Genomic DNA, 19,756 nt, shown 5'->3' with positions numbered 1-19,756 from the left:
TCCGGAAGCCGCTCCAGCTTGCCATGCTCCTCCTGGCTAGATAGTATTTCGTATACTAAATGCCATGAGGAGCGATCGGCATGCGCTGGATTCTTGCGACGGCCGGAGCCCTCTGGCTATGCGCGCCCGTGGTTTTCGCCCAGTCGAATGGGGCCGAAGCCGCGCGTCAGCTCAACGCTATCTACCAGTCCGAGTGGGAATGGTGGAAGAACGAGATGGCCGAGGAGCCCGACGACGAGCGGCCGGGCGAGGAATCGGATCATCTGGCCCGCGTCGATGAGGCCAGTCAGCAGGCGCGACTGACTCATCTGCAGGCGGTGCTCGCGGATGTGAGTCGAATCAGCACCGACTCGCTGTTGTCCGAGGAAAAAATCAACGCGGAAATATTCCGCACCATTCTCGAGGAGCGCATCTCCGACCTGCGCTTCAAGACCTACCAGGCGCCGTTCAACGCCGACTCGTTCTTCTGGACCGAATTCACGCCGCGCGAAGGATTCCCCGATCAAGAAGCCTATCGCCGCTATCTCGGTCGCCTCGCCGACGTATCTCGCTTCTTCGACGAGCACATCGCCAACATGCGGGCGGGGTTGAAGCGCGGCTTCACGGTGCCCAAGGTTTCGGTCACGGGGCGCGATAAGACCATCGAGCCGTACCTCGCCACCGACGATTCGAATCCGCTGTATCTGCCGTTCACGCAGATGCCGACGAATATTCCCGCCGCCGATCAGGAACGCATGCGCGGCGAGGCGCGGACGCTACTCACCAAACAGGTCGTGCCAGCGTATCAGAAGCTGCTGGACTTCATTCGCAAGGAATATCTGGTGAAAGCGCGCACCAACATCTCGGCGTCGTCGCTGCCCGATGGCCCCGCGTTCTATCAAGCGCGCATCGAGAAATTCACGACGCTCAAGCTGACGCCGCCGCAGATTCACGAGATCGGCTTGAGCGAGGTCGCGCGCATCAAGGGCGAGATGGAAGTCACCATGCGCAAGGCGGGATTCACGGGCACACTGCCGGAGTTCTACCAGTTCCTGCGCACCGACCCGCAATTCTATGCGAAGACGCCGCATCAGCTGATTGCCGAAGCGTCTTACATCGTCAAGAAGTCCGATCTGAAGCTCAAGGATACGATCGGAACATTGCCGCGCTTCCGGCACGGCATCCTGCCTGTGCCCGATGCGCTGGCGCCGATCTATACGGGCGGTCGCGGCGGGCTCGAGAGCTGCCTGTTCAATACATATAACTTGCCGGCGCGTCCGCTCTATACGCTGCCGTCGCTGGTGCTGCACGAGTGCACGCCGGGACATAGCTTTCAGGCGGCGTTGGCGCTGGAAGCGCCGGAGCGCCCGAAGTTTCGCAACGATGTTTATTTCTCGGGCTACGGCGAAGGCTGGGGCCTGTACACGGAATGGCTGGGCCGCGTGATGGGCATCTACGAGACGCCTTACGAAGAGTTCGGCCAGCTCACTTACGAGATGTGGCGTGCCGCGCGGCTCGTCGTCGATACCGGCATTCATCATTACGGCTGGACTCGCGATCAGGCGCTCCAGTACATGAAGGACAATGTCGCGCTGTCGACGCACGAGATCACCACCGAAGTCGATCGTTACATCGCCTGGCCGGGTCAGGCGGTTGCGTACAAGCTCGGCGAATTGCAGATCCGCCGGCATCGTCGCGAAGCGGAGCAGGCGCTCGGTCCGAAGTTCGATCAGCGCAAATTCCACGACGCCATCCTTGCGCTCGGTGCGGTACCGTTGCCGGTACTCGAGCAACGCATGGCGCAATTCATCGCGGACGGTGGCGAGAATCCGCCGACACCGTCGCGCGATCCCGCTGACCACAGCAATTGAACGACACGACCATGGACAGCATCCGAATTCTCGATTCACACACGGGCGGCGAGCCGACACGCTTGGTGCTCGAAGGCGGGCCGGACCTTGGCGAAGGCCCGCTCGATCAGCGCTTGCGACGCTTTCGCGAACGCTTCGACGCATTCCGTTCCGCCATCGTCAATGAGCCTCGTGGCAGTGACGTCATCGTCGGCGCCTTACTGTGCAAGCCGCACCGTGAGGAATGCGACATCGGCGTGATCTTTTTCAACAACGTCGGCTATCTGGGCATGTGCGGTCACGGCACCATTGGCGTGATTGTTTCTTTGGCGCATCTGGGCATGTTGAAGCCCGGCGTGGTGAAGATCGATACGCCGGTTGGCGTCGTCGAGGCGCAGTTGCGGCCGGATGGTTTTGTCTCGGTCGCGAATGTTCCCAGCTATCGCAAGGCACGCGCGGTCAGCGTCGATGTTCCGGGCGTCGGTGTCGTCACCGGCGATGTGGCATATGGCGGCAACTGGTTCTTCCTCGTCGAGCACGACCGCATTCCTTTGCAGGTCTCGAACGTCGAGCCGCTGACCGATCTCGCGTGGCGCATCCGCCAGGCGTTGAATGCGCAGGGATATCCCGACGTCGATCACGTCGAGTTGCTGGGTGCGACGCCGACGGCGCGCAGTCGAAACTTCGTGCTCTGTCCCGGCAAAGCCTACGACCGCTCTCCCTGCGGCACGGGCACGAGCGCGAAGCTCGCGTGTCTCGCTGCCGATGGCAAGCTCGCGGAAGGCGAGGAGTGGACTCAAGAGAGCGTGCTCGGCAGCGTCTTCAAAGGGCACTATCGCTGGCTCGATCGCGAGCAGGGCACGATTGCGCCGACCATCATGGGCACCGCGCATGTGACAGCGGATGCGAAGTTGCTGCTCGATCCCAAAGATCCATTCTGCTGGGGCATCCGAGGCTGACCGATGAGAAATGTCGTGATCGCCGCGCTGCGCGTCGGCGCGGTGCTGTTGTTCGTTCAGCCGTTGGCGATCGCGAGCACGGTCCTCAACGTGCAGAGTCGCGATTTCGACATCGTGCTCGACGGACCCTCGCAAACGCTGGTGTCGCTGAAGCCGAAGCAGGGCGGCGGATTCGATTTTGCGCCGTCGAAGTTGAATAAGGCTCGCAGTGGCGACGGCTATTACCAGCTGGGCGATCTCGACCTGCGCCTGCGTGCAGCGGGTGAAGCTCAATGGCAGGACTATTCGACGGCCTATCGACGAGCGCCGGCTCGTGAGCTGCCGCACGACGCGACGACACTAGCCGCGGCTGAAATATCTTTGGGATTGCCAAGCGATCTGGGTGTGCGCGTGGTGCGGCGTTGGCAGGTCAGCGACGGCGGCCATCTCTCGTTACGTTTCGAACTGACCAATGCGGGCAAGCGCGACGTCGAGCTCGGTGGCGTCGGGCTCGCGATGGTGTTCGACAATGTGCTGTCGGATCGCTCGCTCGCGGAAGCACACACCGAAGCCAGCTTTGCCGATCCCTACATCGGGCTCGATGCGGGATATCTGCAGGTCACGCGGCTCAACGGCAAGGGGCCGGCGTTGATTGTCACCGGCGAAAGCGGCACGCCGTTCGAAGCGTATCGACCCATCGCCGACAAGAAAGATGACAGCGGCAAAGCGCTGCTGCTCAATGACGCCACCAAGCGCGGCCAGACGTTCGAAGGCTTCTACAGCTGGATGGCTGCGAGCCGCGGCTTCGCGGAGCGTGAATGGAAGAATGCTCAGCAATGGAATGAGCCGACGGTTGTGATACTTCGACGCGGGGAGACGCGTCGCTTCGGCGTGCAGTTCCTGGTGTCGAAATCGATTCGGGATATCGAAAGCACGCTTGCAGCGAACGCTCGGCCGGTGGTCGTGGGCATTCCCGGTTACGTGTTGCCGACGGATCTTGCGGGCGATCTTTGGGTGTCGTCGCGTCAGGCTATTCGCTCGATCAGTGCTTATCCGGCGGGCGCATTGGAGACCGCGGCTGCTGAAGGTGCGCAGGGCTGGTCCAGATACAAGGTGACCGGTCGGCACTGGGGTCGATCCCGCCTGACCATCACTTATGCCGATGGATCGCGCCAGGCGATTCATTACTTCGTCACCAAGCCGAGCGCCACGGTGCTCGCCGACCTGGGACGATTCATCTCCACCCAACATTGGTACGACGATCCTTCCGATCCGTTCAAGCGTGGGCCGTCGTTCATGACGTTCGATCGCGAACGCAATGCCGTCGTCTTACAGGATCAGCGAGTGTGGATGGCTGGGCTGAGCGACGAGGGCGGCGCGGGCGCGTGGCTTGCGCTCATCATGAAACAACTCGGCGCGCCGGACGCATCTGAGATCGAGAGGTTCGAGCGCTTCGTCACGCAGACGCTGGACGGTCGCCTGCAGGTCAATCAAGGGCCGGACAAATTCGGCGTTCGCAAGAGCCTGTTCTATTACGAGCCGCAGGCGCCCAAGGGCGTGAGCTACGATCCGGCCATCGATTGGACCCTGTGGTCGGCGTGGCGGAAGTCACAAGCAGACTCGGTGGTGCGCTCGTTCAACTACGTGCACGTGGCCGCCGCGCATTGGGTTTTGTATCGGCTCGCGCGTTATCACGAAGGGTTGGTGAAAGCGCATGACTGGCGGTGGTATCTGGATCGCGCTTATCAAACCGCGCTCGCGATGCCGCGGCTCGCACCGGAGTATGTGAAGTTCGGTCAGATGGAAGGCGAGGTGTTCGTCGAGATCCTGCGCGATCTGCAGGACGAGGGCATGAAGACGGAGGCGTCGCAGCTCGAGCAGGCGATGCGTCAGCGCGCCGATCATTGGGCCGCCGAGGAATATCCGTTCGGCAGCGAAATGCCGTGGGACTCAACCGGTCAACCCGAGGTGTATGCGTGGATGCGCTACTTCGGTAACGCGCCGAAGGCTGACCTGACGCGTGAAGTCATCCTCGGCTACGACCCGACTATTCCGAGCTGGGGCTACAACGGCAACGCGCGACGCTATTGGGACTTCATGTACGCCGGCAAGACGGCGCAGCTCGAGCGTCAGCTCCATCACTACGGCTCGGCGAACAACGCGCTGCCGTTGCTCGATTCCTTTCGACGCGATCCGCGCGACCTTCATTTGTTACGGGTCGCCTACGGCGGCTTGATGGGCACGCTCACCAATATCGATCAGGACGGATTTGGCGCGGCGGCGTTTCATTCCAATCCGGACCTGATGAGATTCGATGCCTACAACGGCGACTACGGCTCGGCGTTCTATGGCTACGCGTATGGCATCGGCAGCTATCTGGCTCGACATCCGGTGTTCGGCAACGTTGGCTTCGGCGGCTCGACGCAAGAGCAGGGCTCGACCGTGAGCTTCGCGCCGCGCGACGGTTTCAGAACGCGCGTGTTCCTGGCGGAGCCGGGCTTGTGGTTGACGTTGGATGGCGGAAAGTTCGCTCGCCTCGACTACGACCGAAGCAGCGGGAATGTGAGCGTGTACTTAGATACCGCAGACCAGTTCACATCGAAGGCGCATCTACGAGTCGAGGGCGCTCGCTATGAGCCAGGCTCGGCGCTGAGCAAAGAGCGCGGTCGCTACGTGATTCAGCTCGGCAGGAACGAAACATCCGTGCAGTTGCGGCCAGCGCGCTAGCCAAGAACGCCGCCACTACGTGATCCCGCTCGGCAAGAACGAAACATCGGTGCAGTTACGGCCGGCGCGCTGAGTTCATCAGCGCGCCGTACGCTCGATCAAGCGGTGACGGTCGCGTTCTTGGTATAGATGCGACAGCCGAACACCGGGCCGGCCGTGTTGCCCGGCTCGGGCTCGAAGCGCACCAGCACGCTCTGCTTGCCACGCGTGAGCGCTTCCGGAATCTCATAGTCGACGTCGAAGAACACCGGCTTGTCCGGACGCAGCGCTTGGGTCGCGATCCGCTGACCTTCGACCAGGACGTGGAATTTCCGTGCGCGCTCATCGGCCCAATAGGTCGCCTGCAGGATCAGCGGGCCGGGCTTGACCTTCATGCGGAACGCGAAGAAGCCGCCGGTGCGAGCGTCGCGACCCTGGCGACCGCGATAGACCACCGGATAGGAAATCTCCGAAGTCAGCTCGTGATCGCGCTCCGGTTGCATCTCGCCCAGATGCATCACGTCGACCGAGCGAGCGGCGAGCTCTTTCTGTCGCGCCTGTTCGGCATTGAACGAACGTTCCTCGTTGACCCACTCGGCGTCGGTGAAGCGACGGAAGTAAACGGCGCTGCGACGATGATAGTTCTTGTAGAACGGCGAGAACGTGAGCGCTGCGGGCCTGACGATGGTGCCCGCCCGATACACGGCCTGATTCGCATCGACCGGCTTGAAGTCGGCGAGCAGGTCGGCGCCGACGAGCGCCGGTGCCGCGGCTTCGAACGGCTGATCGGCGGAGCCGAGATCGCCCGCCAGCACCATCGGTCCGCGCAAGATCGCAATCGTGCTGTCATCGCCCGGCGTCGCTTCGATGCGAAGTTCCAGCGGCAGTGTGAGGGCCAGCGCATCGCCTTCGCGCCAACGGCGGCGAACGATCAGATAGCCCGCGTCCTTCGTGGTCTCGGCCGGCTTGCCGTTGACGGTCAGTTGCGCGTCCTTGGCCCAGCCCGGAACGCGCAGGGCGACGGCGAACTCCTGCGCCTTCTTCAACGAAGCCACTTTGACGTTCACCGCGCCTTCGTACGGATAGCGCGTCGTCATTTCCAACTGTGCGCCCCGCGATTTCCAGGTCGCGCGCGACGGAATGAACAAGTTGACCAGCAAGGTGTCGCCGTTCTCCCACCAGATCGACTCGCCATGCTTGGAATGGCTTTCCATGCCGGAGCCGACGCAACACCAGAAGCTGTCGGTGGGCGAGGAGAACTCGCGATTGATGCCGGACATCAGCGGCGTCATGTAAGTAAACATGCCGGTCGCCGGATCTTGATGCGCGAGAATGTGATTCAGATGCGCGCGTTCGTAATAGTCGAACAGCGCGCCGGACGGCTGCCACGCAAACAGATGGCGCGTCAGCTTGAGCATGTTGTACGTGTTGCAGGCTTCGCAGGTCTGCTCGGTGATGTGTCGCGAGACCGTGCGCGGCTCGGAGAAGTACTCGCGATCGGAGTTGCCGCCGATCACGTAGCTGTGCTCGGTCGTGACCGTTTTCCAGAAGAAGCGGGGCGCGGTGGCCTGATCGCTCTTGCCCGTGATCTCATGCAGGCGGGCGAGGCCGATCAGTTTGGGGATCTGTGTGTTGGCGTGACGTTGCGCCAGCTCGTCGCGCTGCGCGGTCAGCGGATCGAGAATGCGTTTGTGATAAAGGCGCTCCGCGAGTTGTAGCCAACGACGGTCGCCGGTGCGCGTATAGAGCTCGGCGAAGCTTTCGTTGATGCCGCCGTGCTCGCAATCCAGCACCGTCTGCACCTGCTCGTCATTCAGCGCGTTGAAGACTTTCTCGATGTAGCCGCCGAGGTCGACGGAGACCTGGATTGCGCGCTTGTTGCCCCCGCAGTACATGTCGACGTCCATCAAGCCGGCAAACAACTTGTGCCAGTTGTAGAGCGGCACCCAGCAGCCGTTGAGATCGAATCCCGCCGAGCGGATTTCACCGCGCATGATTTCCGGGAAGATCTCTTTACCGTCGACGATTGTGCCGTCCTTGCGCTTGCGGGTGAAGCCCGCGACATAACCATCGCCTTGCTTGGCTTGAACCTCGGCCAGTTCCGCGACGATATATTCGGCGCGACGCTTTGCTTCGGGCTCGCCGGTTTGCGCATAGATCAATGCCAACGCGGAGAGATAATGGCCGAGGCTGTGGCCGGCGATCGTGTCCGCTTCCCAGCCGCCATACACTTCACCCTTCGGCGTCAGCCCGGCGAATTTGCGGAAGTTATGGAGCAGGCGATCCGGCTCCAGCTGCAACAGATATTTGCGATTCGCTTCCACTGCATCGGCGAACGGTGAAGGCAACAACCGCACGTCGCCGAGCGGCAGGGACTTCGCGGTTCCAGGCAGTACTCCAGTGTTCGCCCAGGCGCCCGCCCAAGGCAGCCCGGCGCAGAGCGCACCGGCCGCGGCACCTTTCAACAGTGCGCGACGATCGGTGATCAGCAGGGATCGAGTCATCGTGGCTCCTCAAGAAAAACGTTGCAGATCGAAGGGCGTCAGGCTCACGGCCGTGGGCGAATGTGTCGCGAGCTGCGCGATCAAATCGCCGGTGATAGCCGCGAGCGTGAGCCCGAGGTGTTGGTGACCGAATGCGTAAAGAATGTTGGGTGCGTGCGGCAGCCGCCCGATCGCGGGCAAGTAGTCCGGCAATGTCGGGCGCGCTCCCATCCATTGACGAGCTGGAGCGTCACAGGGCAGGCCAAGCGCAGTCACATGACTGCGCAAGCGCTGCCATTTGCGTTCGTCGGGCGGCGCCTCGAGACTGCCGAATTCTACGAAGCTCGCGGCGCGCAGACCCGATTCGAAGCGTGTGACGATCATCGAGCGATCTTCAAACACCACGGGCGGCAGATCGGGCCAACGGTGTTCCGTCATTTGCAGGTGATAGCCGCGCTCGGCGATGATCGGCACCGATTTGCAGTAAGGCTCCATCAATTCACGGGAGCGAACACCGGCGGCGACGACTGCGAAGTCGGCTTCTTCTGAGCTGCCATCGTCCAGCGTGACGCTGACCGATTTGCCGCGATGGGCGATAGCGCGGGCTTTGGCATTCAGCATGCGACCACCACGTTCTGTGATTGCGGCGCGCAGCGCGTCCCCAAGCTTGGGCAGATCGGCGATCTGCGCGGTGTTCTCGAATCGAATGGCGCCGGCCGGGGCTTGTTTCATGAGGCCCGCGAGCTGCCGCATCTCATCGCTATCGCATTCGTGAAATCGAGCGCTGCCGATGTCGGTGGATCGCCACGCCGCGAGTCCAGCGGCTGCACTGGCGGGGGATTCCCATACGACGAAATGTCCCGTCTCACGCACCAGGCCCGGCATGCCGAGCTGTTCAGTCAGAGATTTCCACGCAGGCAGCGCGTTTGTGAGTAATGAACGAAGCGCCGTGCGCCCGTGTTCGACTCGATTGGCGGCACCGGCCATTCGAAGGGCGAACGGGAGCCAACGTTTGATTTGCGAGGGCGGCAGACCCAGCGCGCCCCCTCTACTAAAGAGTCGACGGGGTGCTGAACGTATAGTCGACCATGAGGCCAACGGCTCTACTTGCTCGATGGCGATGTGCCCGGCATTTCCCCACGACGCCGCGCCGAGCGCAGGTGCTGTGTCGATCACAGTCACCGCGACGCTCGCGCGTTGCAGGGTCGTCGCGATGCTGAGTCCCACGACGCCGCCGCCTAGAAGTAGTGCCCGTTGCATACGACCGCAGATTACACTGGCTAAGGCCGAATAGTATACGATATACTTAAAGTTCCAGTAGACGAGGCTATCATGACACCGACTTGGCAGGGCGTTTATCCGGCGGCGACCACTCAGTTCAAGGAGGATCTGTCCATCGATCTGCCGGCGAGCCAGCGGGTGATCGACAACCTGGTCAAAGACGGTGTCCACGGCATCATCGCGATGGGCACGTGCGGCGAGAACAACTCGCTCGATCCTGCCGAGAAACAAACATTGCTGCGTGCGGTGACTGAAGTCGTCGCGGGCCGCGTGCCGGTTGTCACTGGCGTTTCTGAATTCGACACGCGCCGCGCGGTGGCCTTCGCCAAAGATGCGAAGAAGGCGGGCGCCGATGGCTTGATGGTGTTGCCCGCGATGGTCTATGTGCCCACCGAGGCAGAGCTGATCATGCACTTCCGCACCGTGGCCGAGGCGACCGATCTGCCGGTGATGTTGTACAACAATCCGCCCGCGTATCGAGTCAACATTTCCGTGAACGTGCTCGAAGCCCTGCGCGATGTGAAGAACATCGTCGCGGTAAAGGAATCGGCGCCGGATCCGCGTCGTTTCACCGATCTCATCAACGCGTTCGGCGATCGCTATGTCCTGATGGCCGGACTCGACGACGTTGCGCTGGAAGGTTTGTTTCTCGGCGCGGCAGGTTGGGTGTCAGGACTCACGAGCGCGTTCCCGCGCGAATCCATTCAGCTGATCGAGGCGTTCAACGCCGGCGATTTTGATCGGGCCCGCGCCATCTATCGCTGGTTCATGCCGTTGTTACATCTGGATGCCGAGCACGATCTGGTTCAGTCCATCAAGCTCGCCGAACAAATCATGGGCCGCGGCTCGGAGCGGGTGCGGCCGCCCCGCTTGCCGTTGGCAGGCGAGCGTCGCCGGCAGGTGACCGCAATGGTTGAACGCGCGGCCGCCACCCGGCCATCGCTTCGCGCATAAGCCCAGACGCAACAAGCGCGGGCCGGAATTACAGGGGAGTCGAGCATGGGAATATTCGGCCAGCGTAAATCGCTGCAACACTCGGACAGCATGGACGAGGGCAAGCGACTCGCAAAGACGTTGAGCTGGCCGCATTTGATTGCGCTAGGTGTCGGTGCCATCGTCGGCACCGGCATCTACACACTGACCGGCGTGGGTGCCGATCGCGCCGGGCCCGCGGTGATCTTCGCTTTTGCCATCGCTGGCGCAGTCTGTGCCTGCGCCGCGCTTGCCTACGCTGAAGTGGCGACGTTGATGCCAGCGGCGGGCGGCGCCTACACGTATACCTATGTCGCCATCGGCGAGCGCCTGGCCTGGGTCGTGGGCTGGAGCTTGATCCTGGAATATTCGCTCGCCTGCAGTACCGTCGCGGTCGGATGGTCGGCGTATCTGGTTGGATGGCTGAAGACCGCAGGTATCCATCTGCCCGCCGCATTGCTTAGTGGACCGCACGGTGGAGGCATCATCAATCTGCCCGCGGTGCTCGTTGCACTGATCATCACCGGCATGCTCGTCGCCGGCACGCGCGAGAGCGCGACGTTCAATATTTTTCTGGTGATCATCAAGCTGACTGCGTTGGCTTGTTTCGTTTCGCTCGCGCTGCCGGCGTTCAATGCGGGCAATCTCGAGCCGTTCATGCCCTATGGCTTCGCGAGTCATGAGGACGGCGGGGCGAAGCGCGGCGTGATGGCTGCCGCTGCGATTGTGTTCTTCGCGTTCTATGGATTCGATGCCGTCGCCACGTCCGCGGAGGAGGCGAAGAATCCGGGGCGCGATTTGAAGATCGGCATCATTGGCTCGATGGCGGTTTGTACGCTGATCTACATGCTGGTGGCAGTGTCGGCGGTGGGCGCGGTGAAACACACCGAACTGGCTGCTTCCTCCGAACCGTTGGCGTATGTCTTGCGAACGCTTCAGCATCCGGTCGCGGCGTGGGCGGTTGGGTTGGCGGCGCTGATCGCCTTGCCTTCGGTGATTCTGGTGATGATGTACGGCCAGAGCCGCATCTTCTTCGTGATGGCACGCGACGGGCTGCTGCCGAAGCGACTGAGTGCGGTGTCGTCGAAGACGGGCACGCCGGTGTTGATCACGGCGGTGACCGGCATCTTCGTCGCCGTCGCCGCGGGATTGTTTCGTCTCGACGAGATCGCCGAGCTGGCTAATGCGGGCACGCTGCTGGCGTTCGTGACCACTGCGGCGTCGATGATGGTGCTGCGTCGGACTGCACCCAACACTCCGCGCGTGTTTCGATGTCCTGCGCCGAATTTGGTCGGGACGTTGGCGATTCTCGGCTGCTTCTATCTGTTCCTGAGCTTGCCCGGGCTGACGATTCAGCGGTTCCTGCTGTGGAATGCGGTGGGCTTCGCGATCTATCTGTTGCTTCAGCGGTTGCGGGGGCGAGTTGTCGCGGTCGGTGATGTCGCGCGTTAGGCGCCTGCTCGCGTGCGCGTTGCTCGTCTCGCTGCCGACGGCGGCTAGCGTTGCGGAGTCGTTGAACGACGTTATCGCTGAGTACGAGTCGCTGGCGCGCGAGACGGATACAAACGAAGGGCCGGGATGGCCGGATGTGAGTCTCGCCGCGTCTCAGCGGCGAACGACGAAGTTTAGTGAGCTGCGCGATCGACTGGGGAAGGTCGATGCGCCCGGCGAAGAAGATGCGCTCACACGCGAGTTGCTTCTGTGGCGGCTGAATGTATTGATCGAAGGCGCTCGCTTCGATGAAGACCGCATTCCGTTCGATAGCGGCGATGGTTTCTTCAATGCCGCGACGTATGCGGCTCAGGTGACGCCCATCGCGACGGAGGCGGACGCGACGGCGTGGATCGCGAGATTGCAGGCGCTGCCGTCCTATTACGACGCGCAGATCGCGAATTTGAAGCGCGGCATCAAGACCGGCTTCACGCAGCCGCGCTCTACTGCAGAGTCAGCGTTGCGATCTATGAAGGTCGCGGCGGAGCAGTCGGCCGCGGATAGTCCGTTGTTGAAGCCGTTGGCGTCGATGCCTGAGACGATTCCAGAGGCGCGACAGAAGGCGTTACGGGCTGAGGCGGTGGGTGTAGTTGAGCGGTTCGTCAAGCCGGCGCAGCGTTCGCTCGTTACGTTTTTCGAGAAGGACTATCTGCCGAAGGCGCGGCCTAAGCTCGGCGCGTCGACGGTGAAGGACGGCAAGGCGTACTACGCGTTCGCCGTGCGTCGGTCGACGACGACTGCTCTGACTACTGACGAGGTGTTCGATATCGGCACGGCGGAGGTCGAGCGCATTAGAGCGGAGATGGTCGGTGCGCAGCGGGCGGAAGGCTTTCAGGGAACGTTACGAGAGTATCTCGACGATATGAATCAGCGGCCGGGCAGTCATGTCCCGGACATCGAGAGTTACGTCGACAAGGCGGCAGGCATTGGGAATCGGGTCTCGTTGGAGTTGCCGCGCTGGTTCAAAACATTACCCAGATTGACGTGGGGCGTTCGTATCAAGCCGCCTGAGTTGGAAGCGGCGTCCGGTGCCTACAACCTTGGCGATCCGGAGAAGGGCGTCGCGGGCGCGGTTGTCGTTGGAAGTCAGGCGTATCGAAGCTCTGTGTATGGGCTTACGGCGTGGATGCTCCATGAGGGCGTGCCGGGGCATCATCTGCAAATTGCGCTCGGGCAGGAGCGACTGGATCTACCGAAGTTTCGGCGTCGAGACGATGTGACCGCCTTCGTCGAAGGTTGGGCGTTGTATGCGGAGCGTCTTGGCGCGGAGATGGGGATCTACCGTTCTCGCGAGGAGCGAGTTCAGCAGCTGTCGTTCGAGATGTGGCGGGCTTGTCGGTTGGTGATGGATGTGGGCATCCATTGGAAAGGTTGGTCGTATGAGCAGGCCGCTGCTTGTTTGCAAGAGAACACGGCGTTGTCGCCGGGCTCCGTGGAAGGGGAGACGCAACGGTACATCTCTTGGCCGGGGCAGGCGCTGGCGTACAAGATTGGCGAGCTGCGGATTCGGAAGATTCGAGCTGAGGCGGAGCAGGTTCTCGGCAGCCGGTTCGATATTCGTGAGTTTCACGATGCGTTGATTGGGAGTGGGCCGATGCCCCTCGACATTCTCGATCGTCACATGCGCCGGTGGGTGGAGCGCCAGCGCTGACGTTTGTTGCGTGCGTCGCCTCGTCTTGTCGCCGCCACTGCCGTTGCTTTAACAATCGAGCACCCTTCCCGACCCCGCAGACTGCTGGGCCCTCCGGCAACCCGGCGTCGCAACCTGCCGACCCCTCGCCGTAAATGGCACCTCTATGCCCCAGAAAAAACAGGCACTTGCGAGTCAACTACAGTTATATCGTATAACGTATTTGATTTATTAACTCAGACATGTCTTAAATGTCAGCAAGTTCGACTGGCTGAAAACAACATCGTGGGGGCTGACATGCACAGCAAAAACACAGGGCTGCCAAAGCCGGCAGTCCGATTGGAACGGGTATCCCTAAGCGGCAGGGTCGCTGTGGCCGCGTGCGCGATCGGAATGTTCGGTCCGATCAGCAGTCACGCGCAGGAGCAGGAAGCGGCAGCGGCTCCGCTGGAGGAAGTGGTTATCACGGGCTCGCGTATCAAACGAGCCAATCTGGAGACGGCGAGTCCGATCACGGCGCTGCCTCAGGAAGAGTTCAAGTACCAGGGCACCTCGAGCGTCGAGTCGGTGTTGAACCGCATGCCGCAGTTCACTGCGGACTCGAATGAAAACGGTTCCAACGGTTCCGACGGCACCGCCCGTGTGAACCTTCGCAATCTCGGCTCCTCGCGCGTGCTGGTACTGATCGACGGTCAGCGCATGTTGCCGGTGGAAGGCAACGACGTGAACTTCATCCCCAGTGCGCTGGTCGAGCGCGTCGACGTGGTCACCGGCGGTGCCTCGGCCGTGTACGGTTCCGATGCGGTCTCGGGCGTCGTCAACTTCGTGCTGAACAAGAACCTCGAGGGCGTGCGCTTCTCCGCCCAGTACGGCTCCGCCTGGCACACGAACGACAACTCCTACGCACGCTCAGTGGTGCGCGATGCGAACTATGAGCTGGCGCCTTCCTCGGTATGGGACGGCGGTCGTGCCGACTTCAACGTGGCCATGGGCATGAACAGCGCGGATGGCAAGGGCAATGCGACGTTCTACCTCGGCTATCGCAAGCTCGAGCCGGTAACGCAGGACACGCGCGATTACTCGGCTTGCGGCCTGAACCTCGGTGGCGTGGACAACGACGCGCTGGTGTGCGGTGGTTCGAGCAACAACCAGTGGGGCAGCTTCGTGATGCTCGGCGGTCCGAACAACGGCCGCACGTTCAACAACACGAAGGACGGTCAGCAGACCTGGGTGCCGTACGACAACTCGTTCCTGTACAACTACGCGCCGACCAACTACATCCAGCGCCAGGACCGGCGCATCACCGCGGGTGGCTTCGCTCACTACGATTACAACGATCACATGAAGTTGTATGGCGGCGTGATGTTCATGGACGACCAGACGTACTCGCAGGCTGCGCCGAGCGCCTACTTCCAGGGCAACGTCTATCCGATCAACTGCGACAATCCGTTGATGTCCTCGCAGCAGGCCGCGATCCTTTGCGGAGCGGCGGCGGGCACGGCGACCAACGTCAACACGTTCGTCGGCTATCGCTTCGCCGGCGCGGGCGGTGCACGTATCGATGACTTGCGCCACACCGACTACCGCATGAACATCGGTTCGCGTGGCGACATCGCCACCGGCTGGACCTACGACGTGAGCTATCTGTTCTCTCGAGTCATCTACGATGAGAGCTACAAGAACGACCTGGACCTGAATAAGGGCGCCCGGGCGCTGCAGGTCGTGAATGTGGGCGGCGTGCCGACCTGTCGCTCGGTCGTCGATGGCACCGATCCCAACTGCGTGCCTGCCAACGTGTTCGCTGCCTTCGGTATCAGCGACGAAGCTTACGGCTACCTGCTGACTCCGACCTTCACGCACGGTGTGCAGACCGAGAAGGTCGCCAACCTGACCGTCAACGGCGACCTGGATCGGTACGGCATCCGCAGCCCGTTCGCCTCGGCGGGTGTGGCGATTGCGACCGGCGTGGAACATCGCACTGAAGAGCTGACCTTCGAGGCCGATGCGCTCGCCCAGCAGAAGGGCACGATGGAGAACGCCGGCGAGTTCAATGTCAAAGAGCTGTACATCGAAGCGGACGTGCCGCTGGTTTCGGACAAGCCGTTCGTGGACGAGCTGGCGATCAACATGGGTTATCGCTACTCCGACTACTCGATCCAGGGCGGTGCCGGCTTCAAGGCCGATACTTACAAGTTCGAGCTGCGCTATGCACCGGTGTCGTCGTTCAAACTGCGTGGCAGCTACAACCGCGCGGTTCGTGCTCCCAACATCACAGAGCTGTTCGCCGCTCAGGCGCTCGGCAACGTGGCGGCTCAGGACCCGTGCGCCGGCGCTACTCCAGGCGCAAGTCTCGAGGACTGTATGCGTAGCGGTGTGACGCAAGCTCAGTACGGGCTCATCCCCGAGTGTCCGGCGGACACCTGTGTGACGCTTGGCGGTGGCAATCTCGGGCTGCAGCCGGAAGTCGCCGATACCTTCACGTACGGCTTCGTGTTCACCCCGAGCTTCCTGCCGAGCTTCACGTTCTCCGCCGACTACTTCGACATCTACGTGGATGGATACATCGACGCGGTCGACGCAAACACGGTGATCGACGAGTGTATCAACAGCGCCTCGCCGTACTTCTGTAACCTGTTCCATCGCGATCCGGCGTCAGGTGTGCTGTTCGGTACCAATGGCTACATCACGGCCACCAACCAGAACACCGGCTTCCTGCAGACCTCGGGCATGGACTTCACGTCCGGCTATGACTTCGATCTGGGCAACCTCCTGCCGGGCGCGCCGGACGTGGGCTCGATCGATGTTTCCTTCGTCGGCACCTGGTTGAACAGCCGCCGTATCGAGCAGCTGCCGGGCCTGGGCAGCTACAACTGCGTGGGCTTGTTCGGTCCGAGCTGCGGCCAGCCGACGCCGAACTGGCGTCACAACGTGCGTGCGACCTGGACGTCACCGCAGCGTTCGACCACGGTGTCGGCCAACTGGCGGCACTTCGGCTCGGCCTCGCTGTCGACCCAAGCGGCCCCCATCAACCGCCGTATCGCTGCGTACAACTACTTCGATCTGGCGGCCACCTGGAAGTTTGTCGAGTCGGTCGAGTTCCGCGCGGGTATCAACAACCTGTTCGATCGGGATCCGCCGGTGATCGCCGCAGGCCTGCTCACCGAGTTCGGCAACGGCAACACCTATCCCGGGGTCTACGATCCGATGGGTCGTCTGGTGTACTTCGGCATGACGGTGGAGTTCTGATTCGACATGCGGAGAGCGGTTGTTTCAATGGTTCTGATGACCGGCGCGCTGGCTTCCAGCGCGTCGGAGCAGCGGCACTCGGTGGACGGCGCGTGGGTCTTCGACAACGCGCCGCCTTACCCCGGCGTGACGATGCTCGAGATCGCGACGCGCGGCGGTCGCACGACAGGGAATGTCACGACGGCCTGGTACGGGCCGATGGTCATGCAGAATGTGAAAGTCGACGGCGATCAAGTCAGCTTCGACATGCGCAATCTGAACGACAAGGCGAATGCCACGCGTCGGTGGACGGCGAAGTTGAATGGTGACCAGGTCTCGCTCGTCGGGGACATGTGGTACGCGCATGTCGAACAGAACGGTCGTCGCGCCTCGGCCGATGACGTGAAGGCGCGGCGGTTCAGATTTACCGAACTGCCTGCGCTTGGAACGATCGCACCCGACGGTCAGGCGAAGGCGCCGCCGATGGGCTGGAGCAGTTGGAATAAATTTGCTGAGCACATCGACGACGCCACGGTTCGTGCGATGGCCGATTACCTGGCGAGCTCCGGTCTGCGTGACGCGGGCTATATCCATGTGAACATCGACGATGGCTGGCAAGGTCGGCGCGACAGCAACGGCGTGCTACAGCCGAACGAGAAATTCCCGGACATGAAGGCGCTGGCGGACTATGTGCATAGTCGCGGCTTGAAGCTGGGCATTTACAGCTCACCGGGGCCGAGAACCTGTGCGGGCTACGAAGGAAGCTACGGTCACGTGGCACAGGATGCGCGCACGTTCGCAGCGTGGGGCATCGACTATTTGAAATACGATTTGTGCTCCGGCGAGTGGTTCTATTCCGATGCCGACACCGTGAAGCGCACGTACTACGAAATGGGGGCGGCGTTGAAGGCCACCGGCCGGCCGATGATTTATTCCCTATGTGAGTACGGCAGATTCGATGTGGGCGAGTGGGGCCGCTCGGTGGGCGGCCATCTGTGGCGCACCACCGGCGACATCACCGATCAGTACTCGACCATGGCGGCGATCGGCTTCGAGAAGAACGGCAATGCGGCTCACGCCGGGCCGGGCGGTTGGAACGATCCTGACATGCTGGAAGTCGGCAATGGCGGCATGTCGGATGACGAATATCGGACGCACATGACGCTGTGGGCAATGTCCGCCGCGCCGTTGTTGATGGGTCATGATTTGCGACAGACCAGCCCGGCGATGTTGAAGTTGCTGACCAATCGCGAAGTGATCGCGGTGGATCAGGATGTCAAAGGCGTGCAGGGCAGGGCGGTTTACAAGGACGGCACCACGGAAATCTGGGCCAAGCCGCTGCAGGATGGCTCGGTCGCGATCGCATTGTTCAATCGGGGCGAGTCGGCGGCGCAGATCTCATTCGCACCGGCCGATGCGGGGCTGGAGTCGCTGAAGTCGATTCGCGACCTGTGGCAAGCGGCGGATCTGAAGGTGGGCGAAACGCGCTTCAACGTGCCGGCGCACGGCACCGTGATGCTGCGAGTTCGCGGGCAGCCGCTCAGTCGGAATCTTTGAGCTGCGCTCGAAGATCCTTGAGCGTGCCCTGGATGTGTTCCTTCAAGAGTTTTTCGACCTTGCGCTTGTCGCGTTCGAGCCAGGCGTTGAAGAGCGCTTGATGTTCGATGTGAGCGCGGGCATCGCGACCGGCCGGTTCGAGGTGCGCGATGACATAGCGTTCCGCCAGCACCGCCAGTCGCTCCACGAGCTGCGTGGTGAGAACCTTGCGGCCGGGTTCCACCAGCGCGATATGAAACTCGCGATTGCGAACCGCCACGTCGGCCAGGTTGCTGTGCGCGGCGGTGTCGAGCGCAGTGAAGGCCTTCATCGCCACCGCGCGGTCGTCGTCCGTCGCGACACCCGATGAATACGCCGCCGCTTGCGGCTCGATGGAAAGCCGCAACGCATAGATCTCATCGACCTGATCGCGCGACATCGCCTGCACGTAATAGCCGCGATTCGGGTGATTGATCAGCAGGCCTTCCTGTTCCAGCCGGGCCAGCGCCTCACGCAACGGGATCTTGCTGATGCCGAGCTCGTTGGCCAGCGCGTCCTGCCGGATGGGCTCGCCGTTGGGCAACTGACCCTTGAGGATCTGCTCGCGGACGATTTCAAACACGCGATCGGAAAGCGTGCGGACGACGATGCTCATGGCGGTGAAGACGCAGGCCCCGGATGGAATACCGTAGACGATCATACCCGAACCGGTGGGCTGATTCCGCTACATCAACTACCGAGCCGAGAGCTCCAGGTCCGCCACCACGGGAAAATGATCCGACGGGTAAAGTCCGTCACGATGGGTAGTCACCGTCTTAACAGAAGTTGGCTGCACGCCGCGAAACAGGATCCAGTCGATGCGCTTCTCGGGCTTGCCAGTGAAGCCATGGAAGGTGCCTTCCGGTCCGCTCCGCTTGGGCGCCGCGATCCAGGCGTCGGTGAGTGAGGCCGCGAGACTCGAGTGGGCACGACTATCGGAGGTCGTATTGAAGTCACCGACCAGGATCACTTGCTCTCTCGCAGGTAACTTGGCGAGGCGATCGCGGATGAGCTCGGCGCATCGAACGCGGGCCGGCTCGTCGATGTCACGATAGGGAAAGTGAGTGTTGTAGAACGTGAACCTCGCGCCGTCGGCGATGCGTTCGAAGCGGGCCCAGGTCACCATGCGCGGATAAAGATTTCCCCAGGTGCGGCTGCCGACCACATCGGGCGTGTCTGAAAGCCAGAAGTTGCCGGATGCGAGCACGCGCAAGCGGTCTTTGCGATAGAACACGCCCATGTGTTCGTCCTCGTCGCCGCCGCGACGGCCTACGCCGAACCAAACAAACTCCGGCAGACGTTCGACGATGTCGTCGCCCTGTTGTTTGAAAAGTTCCTGTGTGCCGATGACGTCAGGATCTTCTGAACGCAACATCTCTGCGACTAAATCCCGCCGAGCGTCCCACTTATTTGCACCGTCGTTGCCAGTAAGCAAACGAACATTGAATGTCATGACACGCAGTGGCAGCACCCGCACCGGGGCAGGGATCACCATCAACAGCGCGAGGCGCAGCAGAAGTCGTCGGTTCATCGGCATGCCTTCACTGTAAAGCGGACAGGTTACAGCAACGCGACCCGTCCCTCTCTTGACAGCGTCCGCCGGATGGCGCGATCCTCGGTGACACC

Annotated in this window: 12 protein-coding genes; 8 read left to right on the top strand and 4 right to left on the bottom strand. The window is 62.0% G+C overall.

Features of this window, described 5'->3' with window-relative positions:
• The first annotated feature begins 80 nt into the window (after positions 1 to 80).
• Genes ACFPN2_RS35675 through ACFPN2_RS35665 form a run of 3 tightly spaced genes read left to right on the top strand, consistent with a single transcriptional unit; the run spans position 81 to position 5,494 of the window.
• Complete coding sequence (locus tag ACFPN2_RS35675; protein ID WP_380605658.1) at positions 81 to 1,850, top strand: DUF885 domain-containing protein; 1,770 nt, start codon at positions 81 to 83, stop codon at positions 1,848 to 1,850.
• Positions 1,851 to 1,861: 11 nt separating this feature from the next.
• Positions 1,862 to 2,788, top strand: a complete 927-nt coding sequence (locus ACFPN2_RS35670) for a proline racemase family protein (RefSeq protein ID WP_380605656.1) — start codon at positions 1,862 to 1,864, stop codon at positions 2,786 to 2,788.
• A 3-nt stretch (positions 2,789 to 2,791) separates the two neighbouring features.
• On the top strand, positions 2,792 to 5,494 hold the full coding sequence (locus tag ACFPN2_RS35665) for a DUF5695 domain-containing protein (RefSeq protein ID WP_380605654.1): 2,703 nt from the start codon (positions 2,792 to 2,794) through the stop codon (positions 5,492 to 5,494).
• A gap of 98 nt (positions 5,495 to 5,592) precedes the next feature.
• Here ACFPN2_RS35665 and ACFPN2_RS35660 read toward each other — a convergent pair whose 3' ends face one another.
• Both ACFPN2_RS35660 and ACFPN2_RS35655 read right to left on the bottom strand, forming a co-directional pair.
• Complete coding sequence (locus tag ACFPN2_RS35660; RefSeq protein WP_380605653.1) at positions 5,593 to 7,977, bottom strand: beta-L-arabinofuranosidase domain-containing protein; 2,385 nt, start codon at positions 7,975 to 7,977, stop codon at positions 5,593 to 5,595.
• 9 nt (positions 7,978 to 7,986) lie between these two features.
• On the bottom strand, positions 7,987 to 9,408 hold the full coding sequence (locus ACFPN2_RS35655) for an NAD(P)/FAD-dependent oxidoreductase (protein ID WP_380605651.1): 1,422 nt from the start codon (positions 9,406 to 9,408) through the stop codon (positions 7,987 to 7,989).
• On the opposite strand from ACFPN2_RS35655, the gene ACFPN2_RS35650 reads away from it, so the two are divergent.
• The 5 genes from ACFPN2_RS35650 (at position 9,289) to ACFPN2_RS35630 (ending at position 18,112) form a co-directional block, all read left to right on the top strand.
• Complete coding sequence (locus tag ACFPN2_RS35650) at positions 9,289 to 10,191, top strand: dihydrodipicolinate synthase family protein (RefSeq protein ID WP_380605649.1); 903 nt, start codon at positions 9,289 to 9,291, stop codon at positions 10,189 to 10,191. The two genes, ACFPN2_RS35655 and ACFPN2_RS35650, sit on opposite strands and share 120 nt — an antisense overlap.
• Before the next feature lie 45 nt (positions 10,192 to 10,236).
• Positions 10,237 to 11,661 carry an amino acid permease gene (locus ACFPN2_RS35645; RefSeq protein WP_380605647.1) on the top strand — a complete coding sequence of 475 codons (1,425 nt, stop codon included), beginning with the start codon at positions 10,237 to 10,239 and terminating at the stop codon, positions 11,659 to 11,661.
• Positions 11,648 to 13,351, top strand: a complete 1,704-nt coding sequence (locus ACFPN2_RS35640) for a DUF885 domain-containing protein (protein WP_380605645.1) — start codon at positions 11,648 to 11,650, stop codon at positions 13,349 to 13,351. The genes ACFPN2_RS35645 and ACFPN2_RS35640 overlap by 14 nt, the downstream gene beginning before the upstream one ends.
• A 372-nt stretch (positions 13,352 to 13,723) precedes the next feature.
• Positions 13,724 to 16,576 (top strand): TonB-dependent receptor plug domain-containing protein, encoded by a 2,853-nt coding sequence (locus tag ACFPN2_RS35635; protein ID WP_380605643.1) that lies wholly within the window; start codon positions 13,724 to 13,726, stop codon positions 16,574 to 16,576.
• A 27-nt stretch (positions 16,577 to 16,603) separates the two neighbouring features.
• Positions 16,604 to 18,112: a glycoside hydrolase family 27 protein gene (locus ACFPN2_RS35630; protein ID WP_380605641.1), complete on the top strand. Its 1,509-nt coding sequence runs from the start codon at positions 16,604 to 16,606 to the stop codon at positions 18,110 to 18,112.
• Here the strand turns inward: ACFPN2_RS35630 and ACFPN2_RS35625 are convergent.
• Together ACFPN2_RS35625 and ACFPN2_RS35620 are read right to left on the bottom strand one after the other, a co-directional pair.
• The gene (locus ACFPN2_RS35625; protein WP_380605639.1) at positions 18,096 to 18,791 is read right to left on the bottom strand and encodes a GntR family transcriptional regulator; all 696 of its coding nucleotides are present in this window, start codon (positions 18,789 to 18,791) and stop codon (positions 18,096 to 18,098) included. The genes ACFPN2_RS35630 and ACFPN2_RS35625 overlap by 17 nt on opposite strands.
• A 33-nt stretch (positions 18,792 to 18,824) precedes the next feature.
• The gene (locus ACFPN2_RS35620; protein ID WP_380605637.1) at positions 18,825 to 19,661 is read right to left on the bottom strand and encodes an endonuclease/exonuclease/phosphatase family protein; all 837 of its coding nucleotides are present in this window, start codon (positions 19,659 to 19,661) and stop codon (positions 18,825 to 18,827) included.
• Between the last annotated feature and the right edge of the window lie 95 nt (positions 19,662 to 19,756).

The sequence above is a fragment of the Steroidobacter flavus genome, assembly GCF_042651805.1.
Lineage (GTDB): Bacteria > Pseudomonadota > Gammaproteobacteria > Steroidobacterales > Steroidobacteraceae > Steroidobacter > Steroidobacter flavus.
The sequence above is the reverse complement of the archived record's forward strand: the minus strand, read 5'-3'. Positions and strand labels throughout refer to the sequence as shown.